Source organism: Stackebrandtia sp. (genome assembly GCF_035643755.1).
In the GTDB taxonomy this organism is placed as follows: Bacteria; Actinomycetota; Actinomycetes; order Mycobacteriales; family Micromonosporaceae; genus Stackebrandtia.
This window is the reverse complement of record NZ_DASQPW010000094.1, coordinates 1-17661: the sequence shown is the minus strand read 5'-3', so window position 1 is coordinate 17661 and position 17661 is coordinate 1. Positions and strand designations below refer to the sequence as shown.

Annotated in this window: 14 protein-coding genes and 2 riboswitches; of the genes, 10 read left to right on the top strand and 4 right to left on the bottom strand. The window is 69.0% G+C overall.

The features are described from left to right. Window positions 1-3 precede the first annotated feature (3 nt). Window positions 4-107: riboswitch (ZMP/ZTP riboswitch) on the top strand. Between the two features lie 53 nt (window positions 108-160). The 3 genes from purH to VE172_RS07100 all read left to right on the top strand — a co-directional run bounded on the left by purH (window position 161) and on the right by VE172_RS07100 (window position 3707). Then, window positions 161-1717, top strand: a complete 1557-nt coding sequence (gene purH, locus VE172_RS07110; protein ID WP_324799146.1) for a bifunctional phosphoribosylaminoimidazolecarboxamide formyltransferase/IMP cyclohydrolase — start codon at window positions 161-163, stop codon at window positions 1715-1717. A 103-nt stretch (window positions 1718-1820) separates the two neighbouring features. After that, window positions 1821-2771 (top strand): malate dehydrogenase, encoded by a 951-nt coding sequence (gene mdh, locus VE172_RS07105; RefSeq protein ID WP_324799144.1) that lies wholly within the window; start codon window positions 1821-1823, stop codon window positions 2769-2771. Window positions 2772-2984: 213 nt separating this feature from the next. Next, entirely contained in the window at window positions 2985-3707 is a 723-nt protein-coding gene (locus tag VE172_RS07100) for a hypothetical protein (protein ID WP_324799142.1), read from the top strand. 82 nt (window positions 3708-3789) lie between these two features. On the opposite strand, the gene VE172_RS07095 is transcribed toward VE172_RS07100, so the two are convergent. Next, window positions 3790-5802 carry a translation factor GTPase family protein gene (locus tag VE172_RS07095; RefSeq protein ID WP_324799140.1) on the bottom strand — a complete coding sequence of 671 codons (2013 nt, stop codon included), beginning with the start codon at window positions 5800-5802 and terminating at the stop codon, window positions 3790-3792. Between the two features lie 185 nt (window positions 5803-5987). On the opposite strand from VE172_RS07095, the gene VE172_RS07090 reads away from it, so the two are divergent. The 4 genes from VE172_RS07090 (at window position 5988) to VE172_RS07075 (ending at window position 12218) form a co-directional block, all read left to right on the top strand. Then, entirely contained in the window at window positions 5988-7649 is a 1662-nt protein-coding gene (locus tag VE172_RS07090) for an ABC-F family ATP-binding cassette domain-containing protein (protein ID WP_324799138.1), read from the top strand. Window positions 7650-7737: 88 nt separating this feature from the next. Beyond that, window positions 7738-8067, top strand: a complete 330-nt coding sequence (locus VE172_RS07085) for a hypothetical protein (protein WP_324799135.1) — start codon at window positions 7738-7740, stop codon at window positions 8065-8067. Between the two features lie 3 nt (window positions 8068-8070). Continuing rightward, a complete protein-coding gene (locus VE172_RS07080) occupies window positions 8071-10200 on the top strand; it encodes a M91 family zinc metallopeptidase (RefSeq protein ID WP_324799132.1) in 2130 nt (709 codons plus the stop codon). Window positions 10201-10574: 374 nt separating this feature from the next. Next, complete coding sequence (locus tag VE172_RS07075; RefSeq protein WP_324799129.1) at window positions 10575-12218, top strand: beta-N-acetylhexosaminidase; 1644 nt, start codon at window positions 10575-10577, stop codon at window positions 12216-12218. A 605-nt stretch (window positions 12219-12823) separates the two neighbouring features. Here VE172_RS07075 and VE172_RS07070 read toward each other — a convergent pair. Together VE172_RS07070 and VE172_RS07065 are read right to left on the bottom strand one after the other, a co-directional pair. After that, window positions 12824-13810, bottom strand: coding sequence for a C40 family peptidase (locus VE172_RS07070; RefSeq protein WP_324799126.1), 987 nt, complete (start codon window positions 13808-13810; stop codon window positions 12824-12826). A gap of 119 nt (window positions 13811-13929) precedes the next feature. Further along, the gene (locus tag VE172_RS07065) at window positions 13930-14880 is read right to left on the bottom strand and encodes a C40 family peptidase (protein WP_324799123.1); all 951 of its coding nucleotides are present in this window, start codon (window positions 14878-14880) and stop codon (window positions 13930-13932) included. Window positions 14881-14893: 13 nt separating this feature from the next. Then, window positions 14894-15064: riboswitch (cyclic di-AMP (ydaO/yuaA leader) on the bottom strand. 212 nt (window positions 15065-15276) lie between these two features. On the opposite strand from VE172_RS07065, the gene VE172_RS07060 reads away from it, so the two are divergent. From VE172_RS07060 to VE172_RS07050, 3 genes are read left to right on the top strand one after another with little or no spacing between them, the layout of a single operon-like run. Further along, complete coding sequence (locus tag VE172_RS07060; RefSeq protein WP_324799120.1) at window positions 15277-15564, top strand: metal-sensitive transcriptional regulator; 288 nt, start codon at window positions 15277-15279, stop codon at window positions 15562-15564. Window positions 15565-15587: 23 nt separating this feature from the next. Continuing rightward, a complete protein-coding gene (locus VE172_RS07055; RefSeq protein ID WP_324799118.1) occupies window positions 15588-15803 on the top strand; it encodes a heavy-metal-associated domain-containing protein in 216 nt (71 codons plus the stop codon). Continuing rightward, complete coding sequence (locus tag VE172_RS07050) at window positions 15804-16736, top strand: hypothetical protein (RefSeq protein WP_324799115.1); 933 nt, start codon at window positions 15804-15806, stop codon at window positions 16734-16736. It abuts the gene before it with no gap. Here VE172_RS07050 and VE172_RS07045 read toward each other — a convergent pair. After that, window positions 16717-17661 (bottom strand): class I SAM-dependent methyltransferase (locus VE172_RS07045; protein ID WP_324799113.1); only part of this gene is annotated, 945 nt, incomplete at its 5' end. The genes VE172_RS07050 and VE172_RS07045 overlap by 20 nt on opposite strands.

The window sequence follows — 17661 nt, the reverse complement described above, 5'->3', positions numbered from 1 at the left end:
GGTTGCCCGCGTCGCGACTGGCGAAACGGCGAGACACGCCGAGGTGGGGCACCACCGGGAAGCGACGTTCACACAGCAGACTGAAGTCGTACGCCTGGGCTTTGAGGTCACGTGACTACTCACGCGGCCGCTTGGGGCCGCAGTTTGCTTCAGGAGAGACATGACTTCCGCATCCGATGCACGCAAACCGATCCGCCGCGCCCTGATCGGGGTCTACGACAAGAACGGCCTCGACCGCCTGGCCCTGGGCCTGCACGAGGCGGGCGTGGAGCTGGTGTCCACCGGCGGCACCGCCGCGGCCATCGCCGACCTCGGCGTCCCGGTGACCAGGGTGGAGGACCTGACCGGCTTCCCGGAGGCGCTGGACGGGCGCGTCAAGACCCTGCACCCCAAGGTGCACGCGGGCCTGCTGGCCGACCTGCGCAAGGAATCCCACGCCGCCCAGCTGGCCGAGTTCGGCATCGCGCCGTTCGACCTGCTGGTGGTGAACCTCTACCCGTTCGCCGAGACCCTCGCCTCGGGCGCCGGTTTCGACGAGACCATCGAGCAGATCGACGTGGGCGGGCCGTCCATGGTGCGCGGCGCCGCCAAGAACCACGCCAACGTCGCCGTGGTGGTCGAGCCCGGCGACTACGCCGAGGTGCTGGGGGCGGTGGACAAGGGCGGGTTCACCGAGCCAGAGCGCCGGGTGCTGGCGGCCAAGGCGTTCGCGCACCTGGCCACGTACGACTCGCAGGTCGCCACCTGGCTGAATCTTTCCACATCGGACGGATTCCCTCCGTTCGTCGGAACGCCGCTGCACAAGGTCGCCGACCTGCGCTACGGCGAGAACCCGCACCAGGGCGCGGCCCTGTACGCGGACCCGCGGTCGTCCGACGGCCTGGCCCAGGCCGAGCAGCTGCACGGCAAGCCCATGTCCTACAACAACTACGTCGACACCGACGGCGCCTGGCGGGCCTGCAACGACTTCGGCCACCCCTGCGTGGCCATCATCAAGCACACCAACCCCTGCGGCATCGCCACGGCATCCAATGTGGCCGAGGCGTACCGCAAGGCCCACGTCTGCGACCCGGTGAGCGCCTACGGCGGCGTGATCGCCGCCAACACCGAGGTGAACGTCGAGATGGCCCGCCAGGTCGCCGAGGTGTTCACCGAGGTGATCGTGGCGCCGTCCTTCCACCCCGAGGCGCTGAAGGTCTTGCAGGGCAAGAAGAACATCCGCATCCTGCGGGCGCCGCAGTGGGTCGCCGAGCCGGTGGAGTACCGCGCCATCTCCGGCGGCGCGCTCGGCCAGATCCCCGACCGGGTGAACGGCCCCGGCGACGACCCGGACAACTGGAAGCTGGTGACGGGTGCGGCGCTCGACCCTGAGGCGCTGGCCGACGCCGCGTTCGCGTGGTGGGCGGTGCGCGCGGTGAAGTCCAACGCGATCCTGCTGGCGTCCAATCTGGCCACGGTCGGCGTCGGCATGGGCCAGGTGAACCGGGTGGACTCGGCGCGGCTCGCCGTCAACCGGGCGGGCGAGCGGGCCCGGGGCGCCATGGCGGCGTCCGACGCGTTCTTCCCCTTCGCCGACGGCCTGAAGATCCTGGCCACCGCGGGCGTGCGCGCCGTGGTGCAGCCGGGCGGGTCGATCCGCGACGACGAGGTGATCGCGGCGGCCGCCGAGGCCAACCTGACGATGTACTTCACCGGGACGAGGCACTTCTTCCATTAGCCGGTGCGGGGGGTCGCGCCTCACTCGGCGCCACCCCCCGCGTTCGCGCGCGCGCCGCCGACATACTGTGCTTGCAAAAGCACACTTATACGCAGGAGTCTTCATGGGTAAGAAGGTCACCGTCGTCGGCGCCGGTTTCTACGGCTCCACCACGGCGCAGCGACTGGCCGAGTACGACGTCTTCGAGACCGTCGTGCTCACCGACATCATCGAGGGTCGGCCCGAGGGCCTGGCGCTCGACATGAACCAGTCCCGCTCCATCGAGGGTTACGAGACCAAGGTGGTCGGCGCCACCACCGGCACCGATGGCAGCGGCTACGAGGTGATCTCGGGCTCCGACGTCGTGATCATCACCGCCGGCCTCCCGCGCAAGCCCGGCATGAGCCGGATGGACCTGCTGGAGGTCAATGCCAAGATCGTGCGGGGCGTGGCCGAGAACGTCGCCAAGTACGCCCCCAACGCCGTGATCATCGTGGTGTCCAACCCGCTGGACGAGATGACCGCGTTGTCGCAGATCGCCTCGCGGTTCCCGAAGAACCGGGTGCTGGGCCAGGCGGGCATGCTCGACACCGCCCGCTTCACCAACTTCGTCGCCGAGGAGCTCGGCGTCGCCACCGCCTCGGTCAAGACCCTGACCCTCGGCTCGCACGGCGACACCATGGTCCCGGTCCCGTCGCAGTGCACGGTGGACGGCAAGCCGCTGGCCGACGCGCTGTCCGCCGAGAAGGTCGAGGAACTGGTGGACCGCACCCGCAAGGGCGGCGCCGAGATCGTGGGCCTGTTGAAGACCGGCTCGGCCTTCTACGCCCCGTCCGCCGCGGCCGCCCGGATGGCCAAGGCCGTCGCCGAGGACGCCGGAGCCGTGATGCCCGTGTGCGCCTGGGTCGACGGCGAGTACGGCATCTCGGGCGTCTACCTGGGAGTCAACGCCGAGATCGGCGCGACCGGCGTTCGCAAGGTCGTCGAGACCCCGCTGTCGGACACCGAGCTGGCGGGCCTCAAGGAGGCCGCCGAGGCGGTGCGCGCCAAGCAGGCCGACGTGGCGAACCTCTGACACGCGCGAGCTTTATGGCCGCGGACGGAATCACCGTCCGCGGCTTCTTTATGGATCAATGTGCGGAAAGGGAATCTATCCGCGCAATTTCCTCAATAGTCCTATTTGCAGTCAAATAGGCTCTCACCAGGTACGATACCGCTCCCACGCGTGCGCGGGCCGGGCAAATATGGTTCAATGTCCGTGCCCCGCAGGAAGAGTGGTGATCCGCCAATGACTTCACAGTGGAATAACAACTTCGGTCAACAGCCCCCGCCCGTTCCCCCGGGACGCGACTCCTTCAAGAACAATCGCCGCGGCAGGACCAGCACGATCCTGGCGGTGTCGATCGCGGTCGTCGCCGTCGCCGTGATCGTCGGGGTCCTCACGATCACCTGGTTCTCCCAGAAGCACACCCCCGGCGGCGCCGCCGACGACTCCTCGAGCGCGAGCCACGACGCCACCTCCGACGCGGACGCCTCCAAGGCGGGCGGCACCGCCGACGACGGCCATTACCCCGACAAGGGCTCCTACCGGCTCAAACAGGTCGCCTCCGACCTGTGCATGAGCTGGGGCCCCGAGAAGGGCAACAAGCAGCGCGAGGTGACGGTCTTCGCCGACTGCGCCAAGGCCACCCCGAAACTCACCTGGACCCCGCAGTCCAAGCGCGAGTTCGTGGTGACCATGGCCTTCGCCAAACCCGCGTGGACGGCCTGCCTCACCGCCGACCCGCCCGCCACCAAGCCCGGATACCTGTTCGGCGCCAAGGACTGCACCAAGGGCGCTCCACTTCAGACCCTCGTCCTGACCGCCGAGGGCAGCGGCGAATACATCCTTCAGGTCAAGAGCACCAAGATGTGTCTCGGCCCCCTGGAACAAGAAGCCAAGCGGGGCATGGCATTCAGCACCGAGAAGTGCTCCGATGCCGACAAGGCGCTCCGCTTCACGCTGGAGTGAGACTCCGACCGTCCGACCCGTCCGCGAAGGGAACAGTAGTCGGGTCGGACGGTCGGCCTCCCCCCATCAGGCTGGAGCCTTGTCACCGATTGTTGAGAAATCGGAGGTAGCTGTCGCGATCCAGCGGGTTGCCGTCGGTGCGGGCCCGCCGCGGGGGTTCTCCCGTCAGGGGACGGTGGCCGTCCACATGGGAGGTGAACGTCGCCTCGCCCGCGGCCAGGCCGGGCAGTCGGCGCTGGATTCCCTTCACGGCGGCGGTTCGCATCGTTCCCGACAGCCGCCACACGCCGCTCGCGGCGTCGGTCTCCTCCACGGTCGATCCGACCTCGGCCAGGGCCGACAGGACCGACGGCGCGGCGGCCTCGGGGAGGTCGAGGACGAAGCGGCTGATCGGTTCGCACACCACGGTTCCCGCGCGCCGCAGGGCCCGCGCGACCACCAGCGGGGTCAGCTTGCGGAACTCGCTGGCGGTGCTCGCGGGTGGCATGTAGCCCGAGCGGATCAGCGTGACCTCGCAGTCGTGGACGGGCCAACCGTGCAGTCCCTGCCCCAGGGTGGAGTACACCATCTCCTCGATCGCGTTGCGCATCGACGACAGCAGCGACCCGCGCTCCACGCCCAGCTGGTATCGCACGCCCGAACCCGCCGGGCCGGGCGCGACCCGCAATCCGATGGTGGCGTAGAAGTGCGTGCTCGCGTCGTCTCCCATCACCTCCTCGGCCTCCCCGATGCCCGTGGGGAGTTCGATGTGGAGCATGCGGGAGTCGGAGAACTCGACGGCGATCCCGAACTCGTCGTTCAGCAGCGACGCGATCACCTCCTTCTGCACCTCCCCATAGAGGTTCACCAGGCACTGCTCGCCCTCCCATCGCGGCTCCACCAACGGATCCCGCTCCGCCAGGCTCCGCAGCGCGGCGTGCAACGCCATCCGATCCCTCGGGTTCTTCGGCGTCACCACGGTTTCCCAGCTGGGGCGGGCGAAGAGGGTTGGTGTGGGTTCCTCGGCGGTGTCAACCGTGGTGGGGGGACCGTCGGTTCGTGGTTGGGCCGTGGAGGGGGAGGTCTTCGAGGCCGCACCCGTGATGACATCGCCGATGCGAACGTCGGTCATACCCCAGACCTTGGCGATGCTGCCCGCGACGGCGTCGCTGGTGATGGTGGTGGTGCCGTGGCCGAAGACGCGCACGGCGGTGATCTTGGCGTCGAGTGTGGAGGTGCCGCGTCGCACGGCTGGCCGAGTACGGGGACGCAAGGTTCCCGCGCGCATGCGTACGTAGGCGATCTTCTCCGAGGCGGGTCCGCGTTCGACCTTGAACACCAGGCCATCGGGTGCGCCGTCGGGGCTGGCCTGCGTCGACGGTAGATGGTCGTGAATGGCCGCCGTCAGTTCGGTGATGCCTGTCGCTGTTGCCGCCGAACCGAACAACACGGGGTGGAGGAGTCCCGCGTGTGTTTGACGGGTGAGTTCTCGTCGGCAGGTGTCGGTGTCGGGGAGGTCTCCGTTCACGAAGGCGGTCATGAACGCCTCGTTGTTGTCGGCCAACGCCTCGGTGGCCTCGGTGAGAAGTTCGGTGTCCCACGGGCGTGCCGTGGCCGTGGCCGTTCGTGCCCCGATGCCGTCGACACGGGACAGGGCCACGACCCGTACTCCCAGTGCGGCACGGATCTCGTCGACGAGTTCGGCCTCGCGGGCTCCCGCGCGGTCGATCTTGTTGACGAAGATCAGCGTGGGTACACCCAGGCGTTTGAGGGTGCGCATCAGTACGCGGGTCTGCGCCTGGACGCCTTCGACGGCCGACACCACCAGCACCGCGCCGTCCAACACGCCCAGCGCCCGCTCCACCTCGGCGATGAAATCACTGTGCCCAGGCGTATCGATCACATTCACGGTGACGTCGTCCAACCGAAACGTCACCACCGCCGAGGTGATGGTGATGCCGCGACGTCGCTCCAGCTCCATCGCGTCGGTCTGCGTGTCACCGTCGTCGACACGGCCGATCGTCCTTATGACGCCAGCCTGAAACAGCAGGCGCTCAGTGAGAGTGGTCTTTCCCGCGTCGACATGGGCGAGGATGCCCAAATTCAAAAAGGTCAATGGATGAGGTCCTTGAGGAGGCGAACAGCTGACTCGTGGGTGCAGTGATCTGTCGCCGCATCTCGGGGCCTCCATCTCGAACGGACCTGTGGTCGTCGGCATGTTATGGCGGGCCACCCATGTGCCGCAAACCATTTTCGGCAAATTCCCTGGACGTTGGTCACCGCGCACGGCACACTTCCGCCATGGGCTACATCGACGTCTCTGGGGTGACGCACGTCCTCGCCGACGGCAGGACGCTGTTTCGCGACGTGAACTTCCGCGTCGGCGAGGGTGCCAAGGTGGCGTTGATCGGCGCCAACGGCACGGGAAAGACCACGCTGATGCGGATGATCGCGGGCGACCTGGATCCCGTCGAGGGGGGCGTCGCCCGCTCGGGTGGGTTGGGGGCGATGCGGCAGTTGGTCGGGATGCGCGAGTCCGAAAAGCCACTGTGGAGGCTGGCGCTCGACCTGGCGCCGCCGCGGTTGCGCGCGCCGGGGGAGCGGCTGATCGCCGCCGAGGCCGACCTGGCCGCGACCGAGAAGCGCGGCAAGTACTCGACCTCATCGGAGAGGGCGCAGATCGCGTACGCCGATGCCCTCAGCGCCTGGGGCGACGGCGGCGGGTACGAGTTCGAGGTGTTGTGCGACACCGTTTCGGTGCTGATCCTCGGCAAGCCGTGGGAGGAGACCAAGGACCGTCCACTGAAGACCCTGTCGGGCGGCGAGCAGAAGCGCTTCGCCCTGGAGCTGTTGCTGCGCGGCCCCGACGAGGTGCTGCTGTTGGACGAGCCCGACAACTTCCTCGACGTGCCCGCCAAGCGCGAGCTCGAACGGCGCATCACCGAATCCGACAAGTCGATCCTGTTCGTCTCCCACGACCGCGAGGTGCTGGCCAACACGGCCGAGCGCGTCGTGACCCTGGAGTCGGGGGACGTGTGGATTCACGGCGGCGGGTTCGCCACCTGGCACGAGGCGCGCGTCGCGCGGCACGAGCGCCTCGAGGAGCTGCGGCGCCGCTGGGACGAGGACCACCAGAAGCTCAAGGACCTGGTGTTGATGTACAAGCAAAAGGCCGCCTACAACTCCGACATGGCCTCGCGGTACCGCGCCGCCCAGACCCGCCTGGCGAAGTTCGAGGCGGCGGGGCCGCCGCCGCTGCCTCCCCGCGACCAGGACATCAAGATGAAGCTGCGCGGCGGGCGCACGGGCAAGCGCGCCATCATGTGCGCGGGGCTTGAGCTGGAGGATCTCACCTTCCCGTTCGACCTGGAGGTCTGGTACGGCGACCGCGTGGCGATCCTGGGCGCCAACGGCACGGGCAAGTCCCACTTCCTGCGGCTGCTGGCCCAGCTCGGCGACGGGCTCGGCATGGAGCACGAGAACCTGAAACCCGTGAGACACAACGGTTCCGCCCGGCTCGGCGCCCGCGTGGTGCCGGGGTTCTTCTCGCAGACGCACGACCGCCCCGAGCTGGCCGAGCGCACCCTGCGCCAGATCCTGTGGGAGGCCGACGACAACCGTCCCTCCCTGGACCGATCGGCCGCCATGAACGCGCTGAAGCGCTACGAGCTCACCGACTCCTCGGAGCAGACCTTCGGCACCCTGTCGGGGGGCCAGCAGGCGCGGTTCATGGTGCTGCTCTTGGAGCTGTCGGGCGCCACCTGCCTGCTGCTGGACGAGCCCACCGACAACCTGGACCTGGCCAGCGCCGAGGCCCTGGAGGAGGGGCTGAAGTCCTTCGAGGGCACGGTCCTGGCGGTGACGCACGACCGCTGGTTCACCCGCGGCTTCGACCGCTTCGTCCTGTTCGGGGGCGACGGCGAGGTCACCGAGACCGACGAACCGGTGTGGGACGTGAGGTGACGCCGCGCGCGGCAAGGTTCTGACAAGGTGGGCGCGCCAAGGTTGGTCGCGAAGTCTTCCTCCGCTCCCCGCCCCCTTGGAGTTCCTCGTGTCCCACCCCCCGGGCGTCCTCGACGCCGATCCCGTGGCCCTGGCCACCCTCGCCACCGAGTGCGTCGAGCACGGTTCCGACCTGCGCGACACCGTCACCGGTGCCCGCCTGGTGATCGTCGTCCCGCCGACCGCCTTCGGCAACTCGCCGGGCGCCGAATCACTGGGCAATGCGTACGACAGGCTGATCGACGCCTGCGGCCTGGCCATGGAGGGGATGGCCGATGTCGTGGAGTCCGACGCCGACAAGGTGCTGGGCATGGCCTTCGCGTTCAGGCAGCAGGACGAGGCCAACGCCGCCAACGTGCGCGACGCCGGGGCGGTGTGATCGATGACCCGCAATGACGACATCGGCGGCGCGTCGGCCACGCCCATCCGGGTTCCCGCCAAGCTGTGGCGCCTGGACGCCGACCCCGCCAAGCTGACCGAGGCCGCGAACATGTGGCGGTACCTGGACAAGGACACCACCGACATCGGCGAGGCGCTCAACGGCTCCGCGTCCAAGGTGTACAACGCGGGCTGGCAGGGTGCGACCCGCACTTCCTATGAGCCGCATCAGAAGTCGCTGTCGCTGAGCATGATCGCGGCGGGTTCCCACGCCGCGGACGCGGCCTCCATCATGGACGCCGTCGCCTACGTGGTGAACTCCTCGGGGGTGCGGTTGTTCGAGGGGTTCGGCAGGATCACCGCCGCCGTGCCGAGTTCCGCCGGCGACGACATCGTGACGTTCCTGCCCACCGACGACGACCAGAAGGCCAAGGTCTTCGCCGCGGTGGCCGAGGCGCGCACGATCCGCTCCGACCTCGACGCCGCCCTGGCCGAGCACGCCGCGAGCCTCGGCAGGACCGCCGAGGCCTGGACGGGCCTGACCAACGGCATCCCGCGGCTCGCCGCGGTGCCCGAGGGCAAGGCGGGAACCCTGCAGCTCGCCGACGGCATCGTCGTCGTCTACTCGGGTGCGGGCGACGACAAGGTCGAGGTCAGGACCGACGGCGACGGCCACACCGTCGTCATGGTCAACGGGCGCGAGAACAGCTTCCTGCCCAACGAGCGGGTGTTCGTCCGGGGTGGACAGGGCAACGACACCATCTCGGTGAAGGCCAAGGGGGACCTCCCCGTCACGGTGCTCGGCGGGGACGGCGACGACAAGGTCACAGTGGACGGTAACGGCACGGGCCACACGGTGATCACCGGCGACGGCAACGACACGGTCGACGCCTCCGACGGCGACCACACGATCTCCACGGGCTCGGGCAACGACGTCGTCAACACCAAGGGCGGCAACGACACCGTCTACACGGGCTACGACCGCGACACGGTGAACGCGAAGGACGGCGACAACACCGTCTCCACCTCCACCGGGGACGACCGGGTCACCACCGGCGGCGGCACCGATCGGATCTACACCGGACCCACCGAGAACGATCCCGCATACCCCGGGAAGCACTGGGACGAGGTGCACAGCGGCGGCGGTGACGACACCATCGTCGGCGGCAGCGGCAGCCAGGAGATCTACGGCGGCGACGGCAACGACACCGTGTACGGAGGCGACGGCGAGGACTACGCCGACGGCCAGAACGGCGACGACAAGCTGTACGGCGGACAGGCCAACGACACCCTCTACGGCCTCAACGGCAACGACGAGATGTACGGCGGCGACGGCAAGGACTACGGCGAGGGCGGCCAGGGCGTCGACGCCATCAGCGGCGGCGGCGGGGACGACGCGCTGTCGGGCGGCGGGGGCGACGACAGGCTGTACGGCGACGGCGGCGACGACGTGCTCTACGGCGGCCAGGGCCGCGACGCCGCGATCGGCGGCGACGGCGACAACACCGCGTACACGCAGCCCGACGACAACGTCGCCGACGCCAGGTCGGTGCGCGTCGACATCAGCCCCAACAACCACGCCTACGACGTCAAGGGCGGCGACGACTTCAAGACGCGGGTGCAGGCCGACCTCGACATGATGGCCGCCTCGCCCCGGGGACAGCAGATGCTGGACGAGATGGCCCACACGCACACCGATCCCCGCATCGAGGAGCTGAAGAACGACCACAATGGATATGCTCTTCCCCGGGACAAGCCCCTGATTCGCTACAACCCGGCGTTTCGATTGGACTCCGAAAGCACGCCGTCGTCCGTGCTGTTCCACGAGATGGCCCACACCTACGACTTCACTCACAACAATGTGGACGAAACGCTGTACGTCGACCGCGACCACCCCGACTCGATCTACCACGACGACACCGACAACCATCGCGACGACGGGTACTACACGGCGACGCCCACCATCGAACGCCAGGCGGCGGGACTGCCGATCGACGTCGACCACAATCCCGACACCGCGCCGCGCATCGACCCCGATCACCGCATCGAACTGACCGAGAACGGCATGCGCCAGGAGCAGGGCCGCGACGCCCGCCTGGTCTACGGCTCCGCCCACCAGCCCACCCGCGGGTAGGGTCGCCGCCGCGTCGAAGATCACGAACCCCTTGAGAGGCAAGCGGTCTCCTTATAGACGCGATATGGACGATCGCGTTAACGTTGATTAACACCATGGTGTAGGTCCGCGCCTGTCCTTCCCGTGCAGCGCCGCGGACCCACGCGCCGTTCGGCCCTCCGTGAGCCGACCGGCGCCGCCCGCCTCGGCCGTCCCCCCGTGCCGCCGAGGCGGGCCACATTCTTGTTGGGGCCGTTCACACCCCGGGCACCGCCGGGCCGCGGGGAACATTTCGGATTCTGAACAAAATCCATTCGGATGTTTCCTTAGTCCGGCGCGGTGCCGTACGGTGTCTGAACTCCTCTTCCGTCTCGAGTCCTGCGAGGTGCCCGCCGATGGTCGTGCAACTGATACCCCAGCCGAAGTCCGTCACCGAACACGCCGGGCCGCCGTTTCAGCTCGACGCCCGCGCCGTGATCGTCGCCCGCGGCGAGGCGGTGGACGCCGCGTGGCTGCTGCACGGATACCTGCACGCGGGCACCGGCCTGCGGCTGGCCGTGGTCCCCGACACCCCGGCGGGACGCACCGTGATCAGCCTGGATCTGGCGGGGGAGCGGCCCGAGCCGGGCACCGTCGCCGCCGAATCCTACCGGCTGTCCACCGACGTCTACGGCATCCGCGTCGTGGCCGGGCATCCGGCCGGGCTGCTCAACGGCGTCCAGACCCTGCGCCAGCTGCTGCCCGCCGACACCCTGCGCGCCGCGCCGATCGACGCCGGGCCGGTCACCGTCCCCAGTGTCTCCGTCGACGACGAACCGCGCTTCGCCTGGCGGGGGCTGATGCTCGACGTGGCCCGCCACTTCATGCCCAAGCCCTTCCTGCTGCGGATGATCGACCTGGCCGCGCTGCATCGCCTCAACGTCATCCACCTGCACCTCACCGACGACCAGGGCTGGCGCCTGGAGGTACCCGGCTGGCCCCGGCTCACCGAGATCGGCTCCTGGCGCGACGAGACCATCACCGGCCACGCCCGTGACACCAAGGGATACGACGGCACCCCGCACGGCGGCTACTACACCGCCGCCGACCTGCGCGAAATGGTCGCCTACGCCGCCGCCCGCAACATCACGATCGTCCCGGAGATCGACCTGCCCGGCCACGTCCGCTCGGTGCTGGCCGGCTACCCCGAGCTCGGCAACACCGGCGAGTCCCAGCCGGTGGCCACCACCTTCGGGGTCTTCCCCGAGGTGCTGGCGCCCACCGACGCGGCGCTGCGCTTCGCCGCCGACGTCTTCGACACCGTCTGCGACATCTTCCCCTCCGAGCACATCCACATCGGAGGCGACGAGGTGCCGCGCACCGAATGGCGCGACAGCGCCGCCGCCCGCGCCAGGGCCGCCGAGCTGGGCCTGGACAGCGTCGACCACATCCAGTCCTGGTTCACCCGCGAGTTCGCCGAACACCTGGGCGCCAAGGGAAGGAAGATCATCGGCTGGGACGAGGTGCTGGACGGCGGCGCCCCGCCCGACGCGGTGATCGCGGTGTGGCGGGACTTCTCGATCGCCGCCAAGGCCATCGAGAAGGGACACCGCGTCATCGTGATGCCCCACGACGCGGTGTACCTCAACTACTACCCGTCGACCTCGCCCGACGAGCCGCTGCACATCTTCATGAACACGCCGCTGGAGAAGGTCGCGGCCTTCGAGCCGGTGCCCGACACCGCCGACGACGCCGCGGTGCTGGGCGTCCAGGCGGCGCTGTGGAGCGAATACCTCCCCGAACCCTCCGATGTGGAGTACGCCGCGTTCCCGCGGCTGGCGGCGGTGGCGGATCTGGCCTGGTCCCTGCGCGCCCAGCGCGAGGAACACCCGGTGGCCGACCGCGTGGCGACCCACCTGGCCCGGCTGGACGCCCTGAGCGTCAACTACCGCCCGCTCGGCGGCCCCCACCCTTGGCAGCGTGGCGGCACCGGCGCGCGGGCCCGCTTCGACTTCCGGCCGTCGGCCGCGGACGAGACCCGCGACCTCCCCGGCCGGTAGCCGGGCACCAAAGTGGCCGGGAACCCCTGGAGGGGGCACCCGGCCACGGTCGCGGAACTAAGGGACGGACGGCAGCGACGGCGCGCCCGGGACGCTCGGCACCGACGGTACGCCGGGCACCGACGGTACGGACGGAACCGACGGCGCGCCAGGCACCGAAGGCAACGGGCATTCGGTTGACGGCGTCGTCGGGTCCTTGGCGTGTTTGGCGTCGCCGGTACCGCCGGCGTCCGCCGGCGCCCCGCCAGTGTCCGCCGGCGCCCCGCCAGTGTCCGCCGGCGGCGGAGACGTGTCGGACGGCGGTGTCGGGCAGTTGGGCAGCGACGGCGCCCCCGGCACCGAAGGTACGCCCGGTACGGATGGCACGTCGGGCACCGACGGCACGGACGGTGCCGCCGGTTCGGCCTGCGCCGCGGTCGATGTGAGCCCCAGTGCCGCGATACCCACGCCGCTGGCGATCAACAGTCCCGCAATGGTGCGTGAGGTGACCCTCATGTGTTCCCCCTGGATCCTCGCGAATCACGCGTGGTGATCTGTCGATTTTCACCGTAGGTGACTTCGGACACTCGTGTTTCGCGAATCGGGGATCCGGTCGTTACCGACGCTCAGCCCGGGCGCCCGTAACCGACGATCGGTCCCTGATCGATGGTCGCCACCCGCACCGTCTGCCCCTCGTTCGGGGCGTGAATGATCTTGCCGTCGCCGACGTACATCCCGACATGGTGGATGTCGGAGTAATAGAACACCAGGTCCCCGGGCTGGAGCTCGCCGCGGCTCACGTGGGCGATCGTGGCGTACTGCGCCGAGGCGCTGTGCGGCAGGCTCACCCCCGCCGCACCCCAGGCCGCGCTGGTCAGCCCGGAGCAGTCGTAGCCCGGGTTGCCGGTGCCTCCCCATTGGTACGGGGCACCCAGCGCGCCGTTGGCGTAGCTCACCGCCGTGGCGGCGGCACCGGCGCTGCCGCCGGGGACCGGGGGAGCCTTCAGCCCGGGCGTGTCCTGATAGCCCTGTCCCATGGCGTTGTCGCGCAGCCGGCGCAGGGACGCCTGGTCGGCGCGGATCGCGGCTTCCTTCTTGTGCTTGCGGGACTCCAGCCGGGCGCGCTCGCTCGACAGGTCCTTGATCTTCGCCGACTCGGTGTCCAGCAGCCTGGTCGCCTCGGTCAGCCGCGACACCTTGGTCTCGCGGTCGGCGGCCAGATAGTCCAGGGTCGACATCCGATCGGCGAGGTCGTCGGGCGTGGCGCCCACGAACGGCGTCACCGTCACCCACGGCCCGCTCTCGTACAGGGAGGCCGACAGGTCGCCGACCTGGCGTTCGGACTCCCGCACGCGATCGCGCAGCGGCGTGATGGTCTCGCGGTCGGCGGCGTGCCGCTTCTTGAGGTGATGCAGCTTGTCGACGGTGTCGTCGTAGTCCTCGACGATGGCCTCGAGCTGCGAGGATGCCTTGTGGACTCGAGATTCGAGTTCCTTCATGGACGGCTGGGCGGAGGCGGTGCCCGCGTCCAGCAGCGTCATGGCCGCGCCGATGAGGCCGGCGACGAGCAGCGACGCCACCGTACGGCGATGAAATTGGGAAACGGTCGACATGACCGTGCTCCTGTGGGTCCCCGGGGGTGGTGACACATGCAGGGGTCAGCAGCTAGTGAGCGTACCACCACGCCCCCGGGGAGTCAGCGGCCGGATTCGGTTCCGGTAGGGGGAAGCGGCTAGGACGGACGCCCGTAACTGTTGATCGGCATGTCGTCCATGTTCGCCACCTGGACGTTTTCGCCCTCCTGCGGCGCGTGGACGACCTTGCCCTCACCGACGTACAACGCCACGTGGTGAATGTCGCCGTAGTAGAACACCAGGTCGCCGGGCGCCAGCTCGCTGCGCGAGACGCTGGCGGTCTCGTTGCGCTGCGCCGAGGCCTGGTGCGACAGGGAAACGCCGGCCTGCCGCCAGGACATCATGGTCAGACCCGAACAGTCCCAGGAGCCCGGACCGGCGGCGCCGTAGCTGTACGGCTCGCCGATCTGGTTCTCGGCGTAGGCGACCACGGCCTTGGCGTGCCCGGACGGCGGCGGAGCCGTGCCGCCGGAGCCGCTGCCGATGCCGTACTGGTCGCGCAGGTCCTGGAGGTGGTCCACCTCGGCCTGGATCTTGCCGCGCTTCTTGCTGATGTCGGACTTGGTGTGTTTCTGGTCGTCCTTCAGCTCCTCAAGGCTCTTGCGCTTCTCCTTGAGGTCCTTCACCGCGCCGATCTCGTCCGCGACATCGGCGGCCTGGGCCGCGTTGATGGCGCCCAACACGGAGATGCGCTTGAGGGCCTCCTCGGGGGAGTCGGCCAGGGCGCTGCCGGTGGCGGTGAGGTGGTTGCCGGAGGTGTAGGACTCGTAGGCGATGTCGCCCAGCAGGTCCTTGGCCTTGCCGGCCTCCTTCTCGAGCTTCGGGAGGTCCTTCTTGATCTTGCTGATCTTCTTCTCGGTGGCCTTGAGGTCTGCCTTGGCACCGTTGTACTTCTCGGTGATCTTCTCCAGGTCGTTGCCCTTGTCCTTCAGTTCCTTCTTGACCTCGGACAGCGAGGAGGGATCGGCGGAGGCGGGGGCGGACGCGGGGACCGTCACGAACAGCAATGTGGCGGCTGCCGCGGCGATGAAGGCGAAACGCTTGTTCACCGGCAGTCGTGCTCCTTCTTCCTTCAACCGCCTACCGGGTTAGCTGACGGGTTCGGGCGGGAAGAAGCACATCTCGATCGCCCTACCATCGACCCGCCGTTTTCCACAGCGGACCGTCGGATTCACCCCGGGGAACCTGGGTCCCCGGCTCGCCGCTCGCGCGGCGACTCGGCGGTGTCTTCCGGTGCCGCCTGGAATGGCGAACGGGGGTCCGGACATGACAGCCCCCAAGACTAGAGGGGCGCGGCGAGGATCAGCAAGGTCTGGGAGGCTGTTATTTGCCCTGCGCGGCAAGATTTTTCCCCGAAACAACACTGCGGTGTCGGCGGTTTACGCAACGATGTCAACGGTGGCGGTTTTTACCCCCAGGGGGTATAGTGAGCGACGGAGGTTTTCATGACCGAGTACTGGTATTCCACGGACCGTGACGCGCTACTCAAGCGGCTTCGCCGCGTCGAGGGGCAGGTACGCGGTATCCAACGCATGGTCGACGAGGACACCTACTGCATCGACATATTGACCCAGATTTCGGCGGCCAACAAGGCGCTGCAGGCGGTGGCGCTCAACCTGCTGGAGGGACATCTGGGCCACTGTGTCGCCGAGGCGACCGCCAAGGGCGGTGACGAGGCCGCCGAGAAGGTGAAGGAGGCGTCCGAGGCGATCGCCCGGCTGGTTCGCTCATAACAGTCGCAAATGGAGGAAAGATCGTGACCACCCGGACCTACAAAGTCACCGGAATGACCTGCGAGCACTGCGTCAACGCGGTCAAGGGCGAACTGTCCGAAATCGACGGCGTGACCGCCGTCGACGTCGACCTGGCGGCCGGCGCGGTGACGGTGACGTCCCGCGAGGCGCTGGAATCCGACACCGTCGGTGCCGCCGTGGACGAGGCGGGCTACGCGTTGGCCGGTACCGTCGACTGAGTGAGGCTTCCGAAGCTCCCCGAAGCGCTGCATCGCTACGCGCCGATCATCGTCGGCGCCGTGGTGGCGGCGCTTCTGGTCGGCGTGGGGGTCGGCCGGCTCTCGGCGCCCATCAAGGACACCGCGAACCCGTCGGCCTCCGGCACCACCGGCCCGCCCTCGGTGGCGCCCGACGGCCACATCCACGGCATGGGCTCGATGCCGGGCATGGGCGGCGCCGGAACGCCCGGGGTCGGGGGCCAGTCGCTGTCGGAATCGGGGTACACCCTGGTTCCCGGCCGCACCAAGGTCTCCGCCAGCCCGAAGCCGCGCCCCTGGACCTTCAGCATCATCGACGCCGAGGGAAAGCCGGTCACGAAGTTCACGCGGGTGCACACCAAGCTGCTGCACCTGTTCGTGGTGCGCCGCGACATGACCGGTTTTCAACACATTCACCCGAAGCTGGATGCCAAGACGGGCAGGTGGAGCATTGACATCCGCTTTGACGCCCCCGGGACGTGGCGGGTCATCGCGGACTTCGCGGTGAAGACGTCCAAGGGACCCGTCGGTCTCGCGTTGGGAACCGACGTCACCGTTCCCGGAGAGTACGAACCGAGGTCGCTGCCCAAACCGTCCACCAACGACTCCGTCGACGGCCTCAAGGCGAGCATGGAGTTCAAGCCCAAGATCGGCGTGTCCGAGCCGCTGCTGTTGACGGTCACCGCGCACGGCAAGCCCGCCGAGATCCAGCACTACCTGGGCGCCTATGGGCACCTGGTGATGTTGCGGCAGAACGATCTGGGCTATGCCCACGTCCACCCCGACACGGCACTGGACGACGGCGCGATCCGCTTCTGGGCCACCGTTCCGTCTCCAGGGACGTATCGGCTGTTCATCGACGTCAAGGTGGACGGAAAGGTGAGCGACGTCCAGTTCACCGTCGCGGTGAGGTGAGCAGCTCCTCCAGCCGCGGGCGGATCTTCCACTGCTCCACCAGGTCCCGGTACTCCCGCCGCGCCGCCTCGTCGGGCGAAGCGCCGGTGCGGGTGGCGCGGAGCAGCGTGTTGCGCGGGGTGTGCGCCGAGTCGATGAACTCGATGACGTCCACCCGGTAGCCATTGAGCCGCAACAACATCGCCCGCAGGGTGTCGGTCAGGACGTCGGCGAAGCGCTCCCTCAGGATCCCGTCGGCGACCAGCCCGCCGTACGGTGCCGGGGCCTGGGAACCGCGCAGCTGGGCCGCGATGTCGTGGTGGCAGCAGGGCGCGGCCAGGATGTGCTTGGCGCCCAAGGCGACCCCGCGGGCCAACGCGTCGTCGGTGGCGGTGTCGCAGGCGTGCAGCGCCAGCACGACGTCCACCTCGTCCAGCGGGGCCTCGTCGATGGTGCCCGCGACGAAGCGGACCCGGTCCTCCCAGCCCAGCTGCTTGGCCAGCGCGGTGTTGCGTTCGCGCTGATCGGGGCGCACGTCCACCCCGGTGACGCGGACGTCCGCGCCGCTCATCGCCAGGTACCGGTACATCGCGAAGGTGAGGTAGGCGTTGCCGCAGCCCAGATCCGCGACGTGCCGCACGCCCGCGGCGTCGCCCAGCAGCGGCCGCGCCGCCCGCAGGAAGGCGTCCACCTGGCGGCGCTTGGCCGCGCCGGCGCCCAGCGCGCCGAACAGCGGGTCGTCGGGCGCGATCAGGTGCGGGGCAGTGCGGTCGTGGGCCAGGTCCTGGGCCCGCGCCGTGCCCTCGCGATGCACCTGGGCCTTGCCGCGCTTGGTGATCCGCAGCTGGAGCGTGGAGTACACCGTCTCCACCCGCCAGTTGCCGTAGGGCTCGGCGAGGATCGCGTCCAGCTCGGCGCCGCACGCGTCGAAGTCCACATTGGTCAC